This window comes from Bradyrhizobium sp. 137, from assembly GCF_023074095.1.
In the GTDB taxonomy this organism is placed as follows: Bacteria; Pseudomonadota; Alphaproteobacteria; order Rhizobiales; family Xanthobacteraceae; genus Bradyrhizobium.
On record NZ_JADPKU010000050.1, the window covers coordinates 128435 to 145254 of the forward strand.

A 16820-nucleotide genomic window follows, 5' to 3' on the forward strand; every position below is an offset into this window, starting at 1 on the left:
ATCCACGATGAGGCAGCCGGGGCGAGCGAAGAGCCGCCGTGCTCCTAAACGCAAGATGCGAGACAGAAGCTCTGCGCCAATGTCTCAGTTGGGTCACAAAGGCGGCACCAGCGGACGGGCCCGGGTGTCCGCGTTACGATCGAAAGCAGCGATCCAATTCATCAATGCAAGGCTGATCGGGTGTCTGCCGGTGAGGTCCAAGGCGCCAGCAAGCCGGGCGGCGGCTTGCGCTTGTTGGAGGCCTGCTCATAGGCGTAGGCCAGACGCAGCAGCTTGTGCTCGCTCCAGGCACGGCCTGCGAAGGTGACGCCGAGCGGATAGTCTGGCGTGTCCTTGCCGTCGATCGTTCCCGAGATGAAGCCTCCGGGCACCATGACGCTGGGATAGCCTGCCCTCGCGGCGATCGCGGCGCCGGTGGCGCCTGCGAACAGCACCGCATCGAGCTTGTGCTCGTTCATGTAGGCATCCATGCCGCGCGTCTTGGCCGAGAGCAGATCCATGGCGCGCGCGGATTTGTACTCGCGCTCGCTGAGATCGCCCCTGGTCATGTCGGCGGCGAGGAAATGATCTTGGCCGAAACGCAGCGCCCTCTCCGCGTTCGCTTCGTTGAAGGCCACGATGTCGGCGATGCTCTTGATGTCCGTGTTTGTGGCCCATGTGTTCAAATAGAGATTGAGGTCGTGCTTCAGCTCATAGAGGAAGACGACCGGCGGCCTTGCGACAGTACCTTTTTGCTCGCTCAACGGATTGCGGTTGAGCACGGCCATGGTGGTGCCCGGTCCGCCGATCCAGCCGAGCGTCGGCATATTGGCGCGCACGATGACGGCGCCAAGATCCTCCAGCACCTTGATCGTCTCGGTCATGACCTTGATCCTGTCGGGCAGCAGCTTGCCGTAGAAGCAATCGTTCAGCGGGTCGGCCGGGTCGCTCGGCACGCCAATGCGCGCACCGTTCATCGTATCCCGCGCGAGGCCCGCAGTATAATCGGCAGGCCGCCGCTGCTTTTGCGTGGCCGGGTCGAGCGGGTCCTTGGCCGCCAGCACGTTCAGCAGCATCGCCGCGTCGCGCACGGTGCGCGTCATCGGCCCTGCAGTGTCCTGGCTGTGCGCGATCGGCACGATACCGGCACGGCTGATCAGCCCGACGGTCGGCTTGACGGTGACGAGGCCGTTCAGGCTGGCGGGGAACAGCAGCGAGCCCGAGGTCTCGGTGCCGATCGAAGCTGCGCACAGGCCTGCCGCCACCGCCACCGCCGAACCCGCGCTCGAGCCTCCGGGAGTCAGGATCGGGATGCCATGCTCGCCCATCAGCGCCGGCCCATAAGGATTCTTCACTTGACCACCCAGCGACGAGTAGCCGCCGGGCATGTCGACCGCGAGCATGTTGGAGAACTCGGTCAGGTTCGCCTTGCCGAGGATCACTGCGCCCGCGTCCCGCAGCAGCTTGACGATCGTGGCATCGTCCCGGGCGCGCGCGCCTTCCAGCGCCAGCGAGCCCGCCGTCGTCGGCTGTTTGTCTCCGGTCGCGATGTTGTCCTTCACCAGGATCGGGATGCCCGCCAGCGGCCGCCTGGCCGACGGTCTGCTGGTGTCGAGCTTGCCCGCGATCGCGAGCGCGTCGGGATTGAGCGCGCGCACGGCGTTGAGCGCGGGTCCGCCGCGATCGTAGGCCTCGATGCGCGCGAGGTAGGCTTTGGTCAGCGCCGTCGCGGTGACCTGCCCACTGGCCAGCGCCTGAGCGATATTGCTCAGTGGCGCATCGTCGAGCTTCAGAGGGGTCGTCGCCTCGCCGCTAGGGGCAGCCGCGACCATGCCAGCGTCGCGGCAGGATGGCTTCTTCACGGCGTGCCTCGCCTGACGGTGCGTCCCGAACCATGAGGCCGCGATGATGATATATTGCCAGTGTTTTGCCCGACGGGTCAACGTCCGAGCGCATCGCGCAGACCACCGAACCGCGCAACGCGTAAACCATTGAAATGACTATCCACGCCTACTGTGCATGGGGTTGTTTTTCAGGTTTTTGTTTTGGACACGCCAAACGATTGACCTCTTCCCGATGGGAAGAGGTCAAATTGGAAGCGACAGGCTCGACTTGAGCCGGCCCTTACTCCCAATACCAGGTCGAGAAATCATTCTCGTATTGCGGGACGTCCTTCCAGACGCCCTTCAGCTTCTTGTTGGTGATGGTGATCAGCTGCGGCTGGTACAGGTAGGCGGAGACGGCGTCGGTGGCCAGCATGCGCTGGGCGTCACCGAGAAGTTTTGCGCGAGCCGCCTCATCCGGCGTGGACACGATCTGCTTGTAGAGCGCGTTGAAGGCTTCGTTGTTGTAGCCGAGATAGTAGTCCGGCTCGGTAATCTTGACGAGGTCGAACGGCTCGACATGGCTGACGATGGTGAGCTCGAAATTGTGCGGACCATTGCCGGCGAACACCTGCGACAGCCATTGCGCCCATTCGACGTTCTCGATTTTGGCGACGATGCCGACCTTGGCGAGCTGGGCCGCGACGATCTCGCCGCCCTGCCGCGCATAGGACGGCGGCGGCAGCTTCAGCGAAAGCTCCAGCGGCGTGGTGACGCCGGCCTCGGCGAGCAGCTTCTTGGCCTTCTCGGGATCGTAGGGATTGATGCCGGTGGTGTCGACATAGCCGAGCGCGCCCGGCACGTAGAAGCTGCCGATCGGCGTGCCGAAACCGTCGACGGCGCCGTCGATCATCGCTTTGCGGTCGATCGCGGCGAGGATGGCGCGGCGGACGCGGACGTCGTCCAGCGGTTTCTTGCGGTGGTTGATCGCGACGATGGTCTTGGCCCTGGAGCCGCCGACCAGCACCGTGAACCGTGGATCGGCCTTGAACTGAGCGATGCTGCGCTGGGCCGACACGCGCGGGAACGCATCGACGTCGCCCGAGAGCAGCGCGGCGATCTGCGCCGCCGGATCCGAGATGAAGCGGATCGTCACCTTGGACAGCTTGATCGCCGCGGCGTTGCGATAGTCGGCCCATTTGCTCAGGGTGATCGAGGAGCCCTTGGCCCAGGCCCCTAACTGGTAAGGCCCGGTGCCGACCGGCTGTGTGATGTTGGTGGCAGCGCTCTTCGGCTCGACGATCGAGCCGCTGGCCTGCCCGAGCAGGAACGGCAGGTTCGGCTCGGAATTCTTCAGGGTGATCACGATCGTGTCGGCGTCGGGCGCCGCAACGGACTCGAAGCTCTGGAACAGGCTCTTGTCCTTGTTGGTGCTGGTCGGCACGGCGTTACGCTCGAACGAAAACTTCACCGCGGCGGAATCGAACGGCTCGCCGTTGTGGAATTTGACGCCCTTGCGCAGCTTGAACGTATAGGTCTTCAGGTCCGGCGAGGCGCTCCAGCTTTCGGCCAGCAGCGGCGAGACGGAGCCGTCCTCGTTGATCTTGGTCAGCGTCTCATAGATGTTGTAGAGCGTGACCTCGGCGATCGCGGCGGCGGCGGCGTTGGTGGGATCGAGACCCGGCGGCTCCAGCGCCATCGCCATGACGACGCTGTCCTTCTTGCTCTGCGCCAGCACCGGCAACGGCGCTGCGGCAAGCACGGCGGCGAATGCAACGATCGATAATTTCCTGAACATGCGCAACTCCCCGGCCATCTCTGTTCTTCAAGCCTACGCCAATCCTGCTCTGGAGACTAACCTTCCAGGGTCGGCCGGGGCAACGCCATCACCGCCTCCGTCTTGTGGCAGGCGGCAAGGTGCCCCTCGCCTACCTTGCGTAACTCAGGCAGGATCGCGCGGCAATGCTGGTCAGCGAGGGCACAGCGCGCGGCGTAGGGGCATCCGGTCGCCGCCGCCGATTGCGAGGCGGCCGCCTGGGCCCCGCGCCGCCGCCGGCCGCCGCCGGCGCGTGCCCGCGGCACGGCATCCAAGAGCGCGCGCGTATAGGGATGGGCGCAGTGCTCGAACAGGTCCTGCGGCCGGCCCTGTTCGACGATCCGGCCGAGATACATCACCGCAACCTCGTCGCAGAGATAGTCGACGACGGCGAGATCGTGGCTGATCAGGATGTAGCTGAGACCGAACTGCTCCTGGAGGTCCTGCATCAGGTTCAACACTTGCGCTTGCACGGAGACGTCGAGCGCGGAGACCGGCTCGTCGGCGACGATCAGCTTCGGCTGGGTGATCAGCGCACGCGCAATGGCGATGCGCTGGCGCTGCCCGCCGGAGAATTCGTGCGGATATTTGTCCATGTCGGCGTCGCGCAAGCCGACCTGGCGCAGCACTGCGGCGACGCGTTCGCGGAATTTGGTGCGATCCGCCTCCTCCAGCACGGTGAGGGGCTCGGCGACGATGCGGGCGATGGTTTGGCGCGGATCCAGCGAGCCGTAAGGGTCCTGGAACACCATCTGGAAATCACGCCTGGCACGGCGCAGTTCATCGGCAGAGATGCGGTTGAGATCGCAGCCGAGCAGCGCGACCTGCCCTGACGTCGGCCGCTCCAGCGCCATCACCAGCCGCGCGAAGGTCGACTTGCCGGAACCGGATTCGCCGACGACGCCGAGGCTCTTGCCCGCGGCGACCTGCACGCTCACGCCGTTCAGCGCGCGCACCTGCCCCGGCGGGCGAAACAGGCTTTCGCGCGGCAGCGTATAGCGCTGCTCGAGATCCTTCACCTCGAGAAGCAATCCGGCGGCGGTCATGCGATCAGCGCTCCGACGCGTTCGGCCATCGATACGTCGGTCCTGATGCAACGCACGCCATGGCCAGGTCCGACGTCCACCATCGGCGGCAACGCGGCACGACACTGATCGATCACCAGGGGACAGCGATCAGAGAAGGTGCAGCCGGACGGCAAATCGGCGAGCTCCGGCACTGTGCCCAAGATCGTCTTCAGCCGCGTCCCCTTGCGCGCACCGAGCTTCGGCCGGGCGCGGAACAGGCCCTGCGTATAGGGATGCCCCATGCGCCGGAACACCTCGTCGGTCGGTCCGCTCTCGACGACGGTGCCGCCGTACATCACCATCATGCGCTGCACGTTCTCGGCGATGACACCGAGATCGTGCGAGATCAGGATCATCGACATGCCGCGCTCCTCGACGAGATCAGCGATGAGGTCGAGGATCTGGCCCTGGATGGTGACGTCGAGCGCGGTGGTCGGCTCGTCCGCGATCAAGAGGTCCGGCTCGCAGGCGAGCGCCATCGCAATGGTGACACGCTGGCGCTGGCCGCCGGAAAACTGGTGCGGATAGGCGTCGACGCGCCTGATAGCATCGGGCAGCCCGACCCGGTCGAGCAAGGCGATGGTCTCGCGCCGCGCCTGTGACGCCGAATATTTCTTGTGACGCCGCAGCGGCTCGGCGACCTGGTGGCCGATCGTGTGCATCGGATTGAGCGCGGTCATCGGCTCCTGGAAGATCATGCTGATGCGGTTGCCGCGCAGGCGACAATAATCCGCATCCGAAAGCCCGACGAGCTCGTTGCCATCCAGCTTGATGCTGCCGCCGACCACCGCGCTGTCTGGCAGCAGCCCCATCAGCGATAACGCCGTGACCGACTTGCCGCAGCCGGATTCGCCGACGAGCCCGAGCGTCTCGCCGCGCTTAAGGGCAAAGCTGACGCCACGCACGGCCTGCGCCGGCCCGCGGCTGGTGTTGAGGCGCGCGCCGAGATTAGCGACCTCGATCAATGGCATGGTTGCGGAATCAGCCATTATTACCGCTCCCGCGCCAGTCTGGGATCGAGCAGGTCGCGCAATCCGTCACCAAGCAGATTGAGGCCGAGCACCGCGATCGCGATCGCAGCGCCGGGATAGACCGCGAGCATCGGCGACTGGAACAGCAGCGTCTGCGCATCGTTCAACATGCGGCCCCATGACGGCTGCGGCGGCTGCGTGCCGAGGCCGAGATAGGACAGTGCGGCTTCGGCGAGAATGGCAAGCGCGAACTGGATGGTGACCTGCACGATCAGGATCGACAGGATGTTGGGCAGCACGTGCTCGATCGTGATGCGGAAGCGCCCCTTGCCTGCCGCGCGCGCGGCCAGCACGAATTCGCGCGCCCAGATCGCGTTGGCCGAACCGCGCGTCAGCCGCGTCAGCGTCGGGATCTGGAAGATACCGATCGCGACGATCGAGGTCACCATGCCCGGTCCCAACACGGCGGCGAGCATGATCGCCGAGAGCACGGCCGGAAAGGCGAAGCTGAAATCGGCAAAGCGCATGATGATCTCTTCGGTCCAGCCGCGCCTGGCCGAGGCGATCAAGCCAAGGCAGACGCCGAAGCTGAGACCGATGCTCACCGCGATGATGCCGACCATGATGGTCGAACGCGCGCCAGCGAGCAGCAGCGAGACGATGTCTCGGCCGAAGGAATCGGTGCCGAGCCAGTGCGATGCCGACGGCGGCCGGAGTTTCGAGGCGATGTCGATCTCATAGGGCGACCACGGCGTCCACACCAGCGACAACAGCGCTGAGGCGAGCACCAGCAGGCTCAGCGCGCCGCCAAGCACGAAACTGCGATGGCGCAGCGCGCGGCGCCAGAACGTCCGAGCCGGCAGCGGCCGCGTCGCAATCGGCGCGTCGATGGTGAGGGGCTCGCTCACAGGTCGTGGACCTTGATGCGGGGATCGATGAAGGCATAGAGCACATCGACCACGAAATTGACGATGACGACCATGGCCGCGAGCAGCATCACGCAGTTGCGCACCACGATCAGGTCGCGGTTGGCGATCGACTGGAAGATCAGGCGGCCGAGGCCCGGCAGGTAGAACACGTTCTCGATCACGATGGTGCCGGCGAGCAGATTGGCGAATTGCAACCCCATCACGGTCATCACGGGGATCATGGCGTTACGCAGCACATGGCGCCACAGCACCTCGCGCTTGCCGAGGCCCTTCGCACGGGCTGTGCGGACGAAGTCCTCACGCAGCACCTCGAGCACGGCCGAGCGGGTGACCCGCGCGAGAATCGCGGCCTGCACCACCGCGAGCGAGATCGCCGGCAGCAGCAGCGACTTGATGCCCGACCAGAGGCCATCGTCCCAGCCGCCAAAGCCGCCCGCCGAGAGCCATTGCAGCCGCACCGAGAACAACAGGACCAAGAGGATCGCGAACCAGAAATTCGGCAGCGCGATGCCCACCTGCGTCAGTGACATCACGCCGACGTCGCCAAGCTTGTTGTGGTTGGCGGCGGTGTAGATGCCGGCGGAGAGCGCCAGCGTCACCGTGATCGTCATGGCCATGATCGCGAGCGGAATGGTCAGCACCAGCCGCTCCGCGATCAGGCTCGCGACCGGCGTGCCGTAGACATAGGAGTTGCCGAGATCTCCGACGAGGAGGCCCTTGATCCATTGCAGGTAGCGAACCGCCAGCGGCTGGTCGAGCCCGAGCTTGACGGTGAGCGCGCGGACTGCGTCCGGCGAGGCGTCGGCCCCCATCAGCATCTGCGCGGCGTTGCCGGGAAGCGCGTCGAGCACCAGGAAGATGATCAGCGATGCGCCGACCAGGGTCGCCAGCAAGGTCAACAGACGTCGGAGGACAAAGACGCTCATGCGCGCTCGGCTTCAGGGCTAGCAGGCACGATCAACATGTCCGGGTGCCGGAGGCAAGCCCTTTGCCGCATGCCCGTCGCCTCAGGCCGGCCAGCGGGACAGAAGGTCACTTGAAGCCTCGAACAGCGCGCTCACGCGCAGCAATTCGGCCTCGCCGCGGAAGCGGCCGACGAGCTGCAGCCCGATCGGCAGGCCGTCACGGCCGAAGCCGCAGGGCAGGCTGACGGCGGGATGCCCGGTCATGTTGAATAGCATGGTCCAGGGGAACCAATGCGGCCGGACGCTGTCGAACTGCTTGCCGTCGATCTCGATGGTGCCGAACAAATCCTGCTCGATCGGCAGCGCCGTGCGCGTGAGTGTCGGCATCGCCAGCAGGTGCCCGTGCGCAAGCAACGATTGCACCCGGCGGAACAGCGCGGTGCGCGCGAACATCGCGTCCTGGTATTCGACGCCGCTGACCTCGCTTGCGAGCGCGAGCTGCTTGAGAAAGGCCTCGCTCAGCTCGTCCCCGTGCTCTGCGGCGAGCTTTGCAAAGCGCGTGCGCCAGACCGTGTGGTTGATCGCGCGCCAGATTGGCTCTATGTCGAAGCCGTCGCCGGAGAACTCTTCAAGCTCGGCACCGAGCTCCGCCAGCCGATCAAGGCTCGCCTTGAAGCTGGCCGCGACGTCTAGCGACACTGGACGTCCGGGCGGCGAAGCACAGAACAGGATCTTCTGCCCGCGCAGATCGCCGTGCGGAGCGGCGGTGCCGATGAAATCAGGCACGGGGACGCCGATCGACCAGGGATCGCAAGGATCCTCGCCGGCCATCGCCTGCATCATCAGCGCGGTGTCGGCCACGGTGCGGGTGGTCGGCGTGACATAGGTTTGGTTGCCGAACACATCGAGCGCCTGGCTGTGCGGGACGACGCCGTTGCTCTGCTTCAGCCCAACCACGCCGTTGCAGGCGGCCGGAATCCGCGTCGAGCCGCCACCGTCCGTCGCGATTGCAAGCGGCGCGATGCCGCTCGCAACGGCAACCGCCGCGCCGCCGCTGGAGCCGCCGGAGGAACGGCGCGCATCCCACGCATTGCGGGTGCGGCCGAACAAGGGCGAGTCCGTCAGGCACTTGCTGCCGAATTCCGGCGTCGTGGTCTTGCCGATCAGGATCGCGCCTTCGCTGCGCAGCCGCGCCACCGCGACGGCATCCTCGTTCGGCACATTGTCCTTGTAGGGAACGGCGCCGAAGGTGGTCTTCACACCCTTGGTGTTGACGATATCCTTGACGGTGACGGGGATGCCGTGCAGCAGGCCGAGGGGCTCGCCGGTCATCATCTTGCGCTCGGCTTCGCGCGCCGCTGCGATCGCCTGGTCGCCGCATAAGGTGATGAAGCAGTTCAATTCGACCTGGAGCGCCTCGGCGCGCGCAAGCACGGCGCGGACGATCTCGACCGGCGAGATCCGCTTCCCGGCAAAGAGGCCGCGCAGTTCAGTGGCAGACAAAAAACAGGGATCATTGCTCATATCGAAGCCCCGCGTCATGGACGCTCGGACCTTGCCAGCTCGGGTCTATCCTGTCCATTTCCGCGGGCGCATAACCATTGTCCACCGAATCGCGGCAACCGCAGGGGTGGCAATCGCTACAAGCTCCAACTCACCTCGTGGCTCCAGGGCGGATCGGCGCCCGGACGGGTGCAAGTGAGGCCGGCGCAATTGGCGGCGAAGGATAGCGCGCGGCGGAGCTCGTCGGCACTGATGTCCTTCAAGGTTTGCCGGGCAATGCGACCCTGCTTGTGCAGAGCGAACAGCAGCGCCGCCTGAAAGCTGTCGCCGGCCCCGATCGTGTCGGCCACCTCGACCTTGGGCGCGGCGACCTCGATCCGTCCTGCGCCCGGGTGCCAGGCGACCGCGCCGTCGTTGCCGCGGGTGATGACGACAAGGCTCGTACCCTGCCCCAGCAACGCGCTCGCGCGTTGTTGATATGGCTCGTCCCCGAAGAGATAGGCGAAATCGACGTCGGACATCTTGATGAGATCGGCGCTGGCAGCGAAGCCGGCCATGCGCGCGAGATAGGCCGGCTTGTCCTTGACCAGATTGGGGCGGCAGTTCGGATCGAAGGAGATGGTTGCTGACGCCCGCGCGTCCGCGACCAATGCCGTCGTCTCCGCTGCGCCCTGATCATTGACCAGCGTGGTCGAACCGACATGGAGGGCGTCCACCGCATCGAACGGAATCGTACCTCGCCGGTAGGTCCAGTTCCGCGTCGCGGTCTCGGCATCGTAGAAGGCGTAATGCGACTCGCCGGCGACGATGCGGACGAAAGCCAGCGTGGTCTGGTGATCACTGCGGGTAGCGAGATCGAGGCCGACGTTGGAGACGGTGGCATGATCTGCGATCATGCGGCCGAATAAGTCGGTCGAGATGCCTCCGACGAAACTTGTCGGCGCCCCCAGCCGCGCCATGCCGATGGCCACGTTGAGGCAGGCGCCGCCGACCGCGGGCATTACCGCTTCACGTCCCTCAGTGCTTCGCGTCGGCACGAAATCGATCAGCGCATCGCCACAGGCAATCAGCATCCGTTTCAACCCCTCGCGATGTCGCTCATCGCCGCGCGGCTGCCGCGGTCGACGTTGCGTAGCAGCTTGTAGACCTCGCGCTTGCGGGCGTGAAACGCCGCCATATCGGGAGCGGTCGGCTCGCTCTTGCGTCCCAACGCCGACATTTTTGCCATGGTCTCGCCGATCGAGGCATAGGCGCCGCCGGCCACTGCGCCGAGCATCGCGGCACCCAGCAGCACCGGCTCCTTGGTCTGCGGCAGCGCGACCGTGAGGCCGGTCGTATCGGCCATGATCTGGCGCACCAGCGGGCTACGGCTGGCCCCACCGCCCATGATCATGATGCTGGAGCGAACGCCATGCGCGGCAAAGGCCTCGATCACCTCGGCGAGCCCATAGGCGAGCCCGCAGAGGCCGGCGACGAATAGCCGCTCCATCGAAGCGATGTCGGTGTCGAGATCGAGACCGGCGATCACCGCGCGCGTGTCAGGATCAGCGTAGGGCGAACGGTTGCCGATGAATTCGGGAAGCACATGCACGTCACGCGCGAGCAGCGCGGCGCGGCTGGCATCGCCTGCGCGCGCGATGATGCGGCGCTCGAGGAAGTCGATGAGGTCGAGGCGCTCGTTACGCGCCGCCGCGCTCGCCTCGCCAAAACCCGGATGCGACTTGAGGAGGTGATCGATCGCGGCGCCCGCGGCCGACTGGCCACCCTCGTTGAGCCATAAGTCCGGCACCATGCCGGAGTAGTAAGGTCCCCATACGCCGGGCACGAAACAGGGTTCCTTCGTGGTCGCCATGATGCAGGCCGATGTCCCCATGATGTAGGCGAGGCGATCGCATGCGTCTGCTGCTCCGCCCGAGCCGTCGCGGCCGCCGATCGCACCGATGCCGCCCGCATGCGCGTCGATCAGCGACGCCCCGACCGGCGTGCCCGGCGACAGGCCCAGTTCGGCCGCCGCGGCGGGCGTGAGACCGGCACCGAGCCGCGTGCCGGGGGCGACCATCTCGGTGCCAATGCGCGCGCATGTCTCGCTGACGAAGTCCGACAGGCCAATGCGCTTGAAGAATGGCGCGCTCCAGCCGCCATCATGTGCGAGGTAGTTCCACTTGCAGGTGACGGTGCAAGTCGAGCGCTGGAGCGAGCCGGTCGCGCGCCAGGCCAGATAATCAGCCAGATCGAAGAAGTAACCAGCGGCGTCGAAACTCGCCCGAAGATGCCGCTTCAGCCAAAGCAGCTTCGGCATCTGCATCTCGGGCGAGATCGAGCCGCCGACATAGCGCAGCACGGCATCCTCGGTCTCGTTGATCAGCCTCGCCTCGGCGGTGGCGCGGTGGTCCATCCAGACGATGACGTTGCGCTGCTTATCCCCGGAGCCACTGACCGTGAGTGGCTCGCCTTGCCTATCGAGGACGACTAGGGAACAGGTGGCATCGAAACCGATGCCACGGACGCTATCGGGCGTGATGCCAGCTTCCGTCATCGCCGCGCGTACCGATGTCGCGCAGGCGTCCCAGATGTCCTGGGACGACTGCTCAACGATATCGCCGGCCTCGTGCCAGGTCCGGATCGGATGTCGCGCCAGAGCGAGCAGCGTGCCCGCTTCGTCAAACACCCCTGCCCGCGTGCTTGTGGTCCCTACATCGACGCCGATATACGCTCGCGGCATTGTCGCTCCCGGTCGCTTCGTCAGCTTTGACGCAAGCCTACCAGCAAGTGTAGCCGCCATCCACCAGCACGATGCTGCCGGTCATCAGGCTTGCGGCCTCGGACGAGAGGAACAGCACGACGGAGGCGATCTCCTCGACCTGCCCCATCCGCGCCATCGGGGTTCCGCCGATCCAGGCGTCGTACATTTTCGGATTGCTCTTCACGAAGGCGTTCAGCGGCGTTTCGATATAGGTCGGCGCCACCGCGTTGACGCGGATGCCGCGTGCGCCCCATTCGGCGGCGAGCGACTTGGTGAGATGGTGCACACCGGCCTTGGAGGCGTTGTAGAAGCACTGCTCCTGCGGCTTGTTGACGATGAAGCCAGACATCGAGCCGACATTGACGATGGCACCGCTTCTAGCCTTCAACATGTGCTTGCCGAACTCGCGGCAGCACCAGAAGGTGCCGTTGAGGTTGACGTCGATGACGTTGAGCCAGTGCTCGTCGGTGACGGTCTCGGCCGGCGTCTCGCTGCGCGCGATGCCGGCATTGTTGACGAGGATGTCGACCTTGCCGTGGCGGGCGACGAGGTCGTTTGCGACCTCCGCGACGCGCTTGGTATCGGTGACGTCCATGATCGCGGTCTCGATGTCGTAGCCCTTGGCCTTCAGGGTGGCTTTGGCGCTGTCGGCGACCTTGCTGTCGCGATCACCGATCACGACCCTGGCGCCGGCCTCAGCCAGCGCTTCGGCGCAAGCAAGGCCAATGCCCTGCCCGCCGCCGGTGATGAACGCGCTCTTGCCGTTCAGCTTGAATTTGTCCAGGTACATGATCGTCTTCCCGTTTTCTTGCCGTTTCTTGTTAGCTTCGAAGCGCCTTGCCGCCATCGTCGAAGCGGTGGATGCGCGCGGGGTCCGGCACCAGCGACACGCGATCACCGGCGTGCAGGCTCAATTCGCCGATGTAGCGCGCCGTCAGCATGCCGAGCGAACCGGCGTCGACGTAGAGAAAGGTATCGCTGCCGAGATGCTCGGCGACTGCGATCGTTCCTTGCCAGCCGCCGGCGCCGTCGCGCTCGATCTTGAGGTGCTCGGGACGCACGCCAATGGTCGCCGCGCCTTGCTGCTTGGCGAGCTCGCCGGTTACGAAATTCATCTTGGGCGAGCCGATGAAGCCGGCGACAAAGAGATTGGCCGGCCGCTCATAGAGCTCCAGCGGTGAGCCATATTGCTCGATCTTGCCGCCGTTGAGCACGACAATCTTGTCGGCCATGGTCATGGCCTCGACCTGATCGTGGGTGACGTAGATCGCGGTGGTGCCGAGCTGCTTCTGGAGCCGCGTCACCTCGATGCGCATCTGCACACGCAGCGCTGCATCGAGGTTCGAGAGCGGCTCGTCGAACAGGAACGCCTTGGGCTCGCGGACGATGGCGCGGCCAATCGCGACGCGCTGGCGCTGGCCGCCGGAGAGCTCGCGCGGCTTGCGGTCGAGATAGGGCGTGAGATTCAGCGTCGCGGCTGCGGCCTCGACCTTGCGGTTGATCTCCTCCTTCGGCAGCCCCGCCATCTTCAGGCCGAAGCCGATATTGCCGCGCACGCTCATATGCGGATAGAGCGCATAGGACTGGAACACCATTGAGAGCCCGCGCTTGGCGGGCGGCGTGTCGACCACGTTCTTGCCGTCGATCAGGATCTTGCCGCCGGAGACGTCCTCGAGCCCGGCAATTAGCCGCAAGAGCGTGGTCTTGCCGCAGCCGGAGGGACCGACGAACACCACGAAGGAGCCGTCGGCGATGTCCAGATCGGCGCCCTTGATGATGTGCACGGGGCCGAAGGATTTCTGCACGCCCTGAAGTGTGATCTGACCCATGATCCGGCAGCCCCTCTACTTCACCGCGCCGAAGGTGAGCCCGCGCACGAGCTGCTTCTGGCTGAACCAACCGAGGACGAGAATGGGCGCGATCGCCAGCGTGGAGGCCGCCGACAGCTTTGCCCAGAACAGCCCTTCCGGGCTCGAATAGGACGCGATGAACGTGGTGAGCGGCGCGGCGTTCGAGGTCGACAGGTTGAGCGTCCAGAACGCCTCGTTCCAGGCGAGGATCAGGTTGAGCAGCAGCGTCGATGCGAGCCCCGGGATCGCCATCGGCGTCAGCACGTAGACGAGTTCGCGGCCGATGGTGGCGCCGTCCATGCGCGCGGCCTCGAGGATATCGCGCGGGATCTCCTTGAAATAGGTGAACAGCATCCAGATGACGATCGGCAGATTGCCGAGGCAGAGGATGAAGACGAGGCCGATGCGGGAATCGAGCAGGCCGAAGGATTTGTAGATCAGGTAGATCGGCACCAGCACGCCGACCGGCGGCATCATCTTGGTCGAGAGCATCCAGAGCAGGATGTCCTTGGTGCGCTTGGTCGGCGAGAATGCCATCGACCAAGCCGCCGGGATGGCGATCAAAAGCGCAATCAGCGTCGAGCCGCCGGCGATGATGACCGAGTTCATGGCGTGGTGGAAATAGTCGCTGCGCTCCTGCACGGTCGCGTAGTTTTCCGTGGTCCAGTGGAAGAACAGGAAGGACGGCGGGATGGCGAAGGCCTCGAGCTCGGTCTTGAAGCTCGCCAGCACCATCCACAGAATCGGGAAGAAGATCAGAAATCCGAACAGCCAGGCCGCTGCGGTCGATATCGCCACTCGCCGCGTCGTCGCCATCCGTGCCATGTCAGGCCTCCAAATTGCGGCCGACGATGCGGACCAGGAAGAAAGCGACGATGTTGGCGATCGCCACGGCAACGAGGCCGCCCGCGGAGGCGCTGCCGACGTCGAACTGGATCAGCGCCTGCGAATAGATCAGGAAGGCGATATTGGTGGTCTGAAGACCGGGACCCCCGCCAGTGGTGACGAAGATCTCGGCGAACACGGTCAGCAGGAAGATGGTCTCGATCAGGATCACTACCGTGATGGGGCGCGCGAGGTGCGGCAGGGTGATGTAGATGAAGGTCGAGACGGCGCTGGCGCCATCCATCTCGGCAGCTTCCTTCTGCTCCTCGTCGAGCGATTGCAGTGCGGTGAGCAGGATCAGCGTCGCGAACGGCAGCCATTGCCAGGTCACGATCAGGATCACCGCAAACAGCGGCATATCGTTGAACCAGTCGATCGGCGTCAGGCCGAACAGCGAAGCAAGCCAGGCAAACAGTCCCGATACCGGGTGCATCAGCAGATTCTTCCAGACCAGCGCGCTCACCGTGGGCATCACAAAGAACGGCGCGATCACCATCAGCCGGACGAAATTGCGGCCGATCACGGGCTGGTCCATCAGCAGCGCCAGAGGAATGCCGAGCAGGATCGTGAGTGCCAGCACGGAGCCGACCAGCACCAAGGTGTTCTGGAGCGAGGCAAGGAAGGCGGGATCGGTCAGGAAGTAGCGAAAATTTTCCAGGCCGACGAACGATTCCGAGCCGGGATCGAGCAGACTGTAATGCAGCGTCGCGAAATAGATCGTCAGCGCGAGCGGGACGATCATCCAGATGAACAGCAGCCCAACCGCTGGCGTCAGGAGCGAGCGCGCAAGAAATTGCGTCTGCCGGGTTGCCATCCCTGACTTCTCCTTTCGGGGAAGAAAGGCGGCCATCCATCCGGGGATGGGCGGATGGCCGCCAGTTTGAGCTCAGGAGGGAGAGCTCGGGTTCACTTGATGTAGCCGGCGCGCTTCATCTCGCGCTCGGTCGCGGATTGCGCGGCGGTTAGCGCGGCGTCGACCGTCATTGATCCCGAAAGCGCGGCCGAGAACTGCTGGCCCACCTGCGTGCCGATGCCCTGGAATTCGGGGATCGCGGCGTATTGCACGCCGACGTATGGCACTGGTTTCACCGTCGGCTTGTTCGGATCGGCCGCGTCGATCGAGGCCAGCGTCAACTTGGCGAAGGGGGCGACTTTCAGATAATCCTCGTTCTGGTAGAGCGAGGTCCGCGTGCCCGGCGGCACGTTGGCCCAGCCCTCCTTCGACGCGACGAGCTTGGTGTAGTCCTTGCTCGTGGCCCAGGCGATGAACTTCTCGGCCGCTTCCGTCTTCTTGGAGCCGGCGGGGATCGCGAGATTCCAGGCCCATAACCAGTTGGCGTTCTTGCCGAGCCCGGTGTTGGGCGCGAGCGCGAAGCCGACCTTGTCGGCGACCTTGGACTCCTTCGGATTGGTGACGAAAGATGCCGCGACCGTGGCGTCGATCCACATCGCGCACTTGCCGGCGTTGAACAGCGCCAGGTTCTCGTTGAAGCCGTTGGAGCTCGCGCCGGGAGGACCGGCCTCCTTCATGAGATTGACGTAGGTCGTCAGCGTCGCCTTCCATTCCGGCGTGTTGAACTGCGGCTGCCACTTCTCGTCGAACCAGCGCGCGCCATAGGAATTAGCCATGGCCGAGAGGAACGCCATGTTCTCGCCCCAGCCGGCCTTGCCGCGCAGGCAGATGCCGTAGACGCCGGCGCTCTTGTCGGTGAGCTTCTTGGCGGCATCAATCACGAAATCCCAGCTCGGCTTTTCCGGCATCTTCAGGCCGGCCTTCTCGACCAGATCGGTGCGATACATCACCATCGAGCTCTCACCGTAGAACGGCGCGGCGTAAAGCTTGCCGTCGGAGGAGACCGCATCCTTGATCTTCGGCAGCAGGTCGGCGACGTCGTAATCGGCGCCGAGATTGGCCAACGGCACCAGCCAGCCCTTCTTGGCCCAGATCGGCACCTCATAGGTGCCGATGGTCAGCACGTCGAACTGACCGCCCTTGGTGGCGATGTCGGTGGTGACGCGCTGGCGCAGTACGTTCTCCTCTAGCGTCACCCATTTCACGGTGATGTCAGGGTTCTTCTTGGTGAACTCACCCGTCAGCCCCTGCATGCGGATCATGTCGCCATTGTTGACGGTGGCGATGGTCAGGGTCGTTTCGGCCATCGCGGGGATGGCCAGCAGCAGGCAAGACGCGCCGCAGACGGCGCCGAGGACGTGTTTCACGGAGACCTCCCTAGAGTCGCGCTTTTGAGTACATGCCCACGCGTTGGGCATATGTTCAGCGCAAGCAGGCGCAGTTGTCAAGCAGGGCGTGCGGCCCTTCCCGCAACTTATGAGTGCTGCGATGCGGGA

Annotated in this window: 14 protein-coding genes; all 14 read right to left on the reverse strand. The window is 65.0% G+C overall.

Annotated features, from left to right (window positions below):
• Positions 1–161 precede the first annotated feature (161 nt).
• Positions 162–1811 (reverse strand): amidase family protein, encoded by a 1650-nt coding sequence (locus IVA78_RS12895; protein WP_249809004.1) that lies wholly within the window; start codon positions 1809–1811, stop codon positions 162–164.
• Positions 1812–2103: 292 nt separating this feature from the next.
• Complete coding sequence (locus IVA78_RS12900) at positions 2104–3600, reverse strand: ABC transporter substrate-binding protein (protein WP_247278209.1); 1497 nt, start codon at positions 3598–3600, stop codon at positions 2104–2106.
• 56 nt (positions 3601–3656) lie between these two features.
• Positions 3657–4664, reverse strand: a complete 1008-nt coding sequence (locus tag IVA78_RS12905; RefSeq protein ID WP_247278210.1) for an oligopeptide/dipeptide ABC transporter ATP-binding protein — start codon at positions 4662–4664, stop codon at positions 3657–3659.
• Positions 4661–5674, reverse strand: coding sequence for an ABC transporter ATP-binding protein (locus tag IVA78_RS12910; RefSeq protein WP_247278211.1), 1014 nt, complete (start codon positions 5672–5674; stop codon positions 4661–4663). The genes IVA78_RS12905 and IVA78_RS12910 overlap by 4 nt, the downstream gene beginning before the upstream one ends.
• Before the next feature lie 2 nt (positions 5675–5676).
• On the reverse strand, positions 5677–6564 hold the full coding sequence (locus tag IVA78_RS12915) for an ABC transporter permease (RefSeq protein WP_247278212.1): 888 nt from the start codon (positions 6562–6564) through the stop codon (positions 5677–5679).
• Entirely contained in the window at positions 6561–7511 is a 951-nt protein-coding gene (locus tag IVA78_RS12920) for an ABC transporter permease (protein WP_247278213.1), read from the reverse strand. Before IVA78_RS12920 ends, IVA78_RS12915 begins: the two co-directional genes overlap by 4 nt.
• Before the next feature lie 81 nt (positions 7512–7592).
• The gene (locus tag IVA78_RS12925; RefSeq protein ID WP_247278271.1) at positions 7593–9014 is read right to left on the reverse strand and encodes an amidase; all 1422 of its coding nucleotides are present in this window, start codon (positions 9012–9014) and stop codon (positions 7593–7595) included.
• A 116-nt stretch (positions 9015–9130) separates the two neighbouring features.
• On the reverse strand, positions 9131–10066 hold the full coding sequence (locus tag IVA78_RS12930; RefSeq protein ID WP_247278214.1) for a carbohydrate kinase: 936 nt from the start codon (positions 10064–10066) through the stop codon (positions 9131–9133).
• A gap of 5 nt (positions 10067–10071) precedes the next feature.
• A complete protein-coding gene (locus IVA78_RS12935; protein ID WP_247415377.1) occupies positions 10072–11715 on the reverse strand; it encodes an FGGY-family carbohydrate kinase in 1644 nt (547 codons plus the stop codon).
• Between the two features lie 37 nt (positions 11716–11752).
• Positions 11753–12526, reverse strand: a complete 774-nt coding sequence (locus IVA78_RS12940) for an SDR family oxidoreductase (RefSeq protein WP_247278215.1) — start codon at positions 12524–12526, stop codon at positions 11753–11755.
• 31 nt (positions 12527–12557) lie between these two features.
• Entirely contained in the window at positions 12558–13565 is a 1008-nt protein-coding gene (locus IVA78_RS12945; protein ID WP_247278216.1) for an ABC transporter ATP-binding protein, read from the reverse strand.
• 15 nt (positions 13566–13580) lie between these two features.
• The gene (locus IVA78_RS12950) at positions 13581–14411 is read right to left on the reverse strand and encodes a carbohydrate ABC transporter permease (protein WP_247278217.1); all 831 of its coding nucleotides are present in this window, start codon (positions 14409–14411) and stop codon (positions 13581–13583) included.
• A 1-nt stretch (position 14412) separates the two neighbouring features.
• Positions 14413–15285 (reverse strand): sugar ABC transporter permease, encoded by an 873-nt coding sequence (locus IVA78_RS12955; protein ID WP_247278218.1) that lies wholly within the window; start codon positions 15283–15285, stop codon positions 14413–14415.
• A gap of 92 nt (positions 15286–15377) precedes the next feature.
• Positions 15378–16631 carry a sugar ABC transporter substrate-binding protein gene (locus tag IVA78_RS12960; protein WP_247278272.1) on the reverse strand — a complete coding sequence of 418 codons (1254 nt, stop codon included), beginning with the start codon at positions 16629–16631 and terminating at the stop codon, positions 15378–15380.
• Positions 16632–16820: the final 189 nt, after the last annotated feature.

What these genes read in the sequence shown, in the direction of transcription:
- IVA78_RS12910 (WP_247278211.1), bottom strand. Translation starts at nt 5,674, where the DNA reads ATGGCTGATTCCGCAACCATGCCATTGATCGAGGTCGCTAATCTCGGC.
- IVA78_RS12895 (WP_249809004.1), bottom strand. Translation starts at nt 1,811, where the DNA reads ATGGTCGCGGCTGCCCCTAGCGGCGAGGCGACGACCCCTCTGAAGCTC.
- IVA78_RS12930 (WP_247278214.1), bottom strand. Translation starts at nt 10,066, where the DNA reads ATGCTGATTGCCTGTGGCGATGCGCTGATCGATTTCGTGCCGACGCGA.
- IVA78_RS12920 (WP_247278213.1), bottom strand. Translation starts at nt 7,511, where the DNA reads ATGAGCGTCTTTGTCCTCCGACGTCTGTTGACCTTGCTGGCGACCCTG.
- IVA78_RS12950 (WP_247278217.1), bottom strand. Translation starts at nt 14,411, where the DNA reads ATGGCACGGATGGCGACGACGCGGCGAGTGGCGATATCGACCGCAGCG.
- IVA78_RS12900 (WP_247278209.1), bottom strand. Translation starts at nt 3,600, where the DNA reads ATGTTCAGGAAATTATCGATCGTTGCATTCGCCGCCGTGCTTGCCGCA.
- IVA78_RS12945 (WP_247278216.1), bottom strand. Translation starts at nt 13,565, where the DNA reads ATGGGTCAGATCACACTTCAGGGCGTGCAGAAATCCTTCGGCCCCGTG.
- IVA78_RS12940 (WP_247278215.1), bottom strand. Translation starts at nt 12,526, where the DNA reads ATGTACCTGGACAAATTCAAGCTGAACGGCAAGAGCGCGTTCATCACC.
- IVA78_RS12925 (WP_247278271.1), bottom strand. Translation starts at nt 9,014, where the DNA reads ATGAGCAATGATCCCTGTTTTTTGTCTGCCACTGAACTGCGCGGCCTC.
- IVA78_RS12955 (WP_247278218.1), bottom strand. Translation starts at nt 15,285, where the DNA reads ATGGCAACCCGGCAGACGCAATTTCTTGCGCGCTCGCTCCTGACGCCA.
- IVA78_RS12960 (WP_247278272.1), bottom strand. Translation starts at nt 16,631, where the DNA reads ATGGCCGAAACGACCCTGACCATCGCCACCGTCAACAATGGCGACATG.
- IVA78_RS12905 (WP_247278210.1), bottom strand. Translation starts at nt 4,664, where the DNA reads ATGACCGCCGCCGGATTGCTTCTCGAGGTGAAGGATCTCGAGCAGCGC.
- IVA78_RS12935 (WP_247415377.1), bottom strand. Translation starts at nt 11,715, where the DNA reads ATGCCGCGAGCGTATATCGGCGTCGATGTAGGGACCACAAGCACGCGG.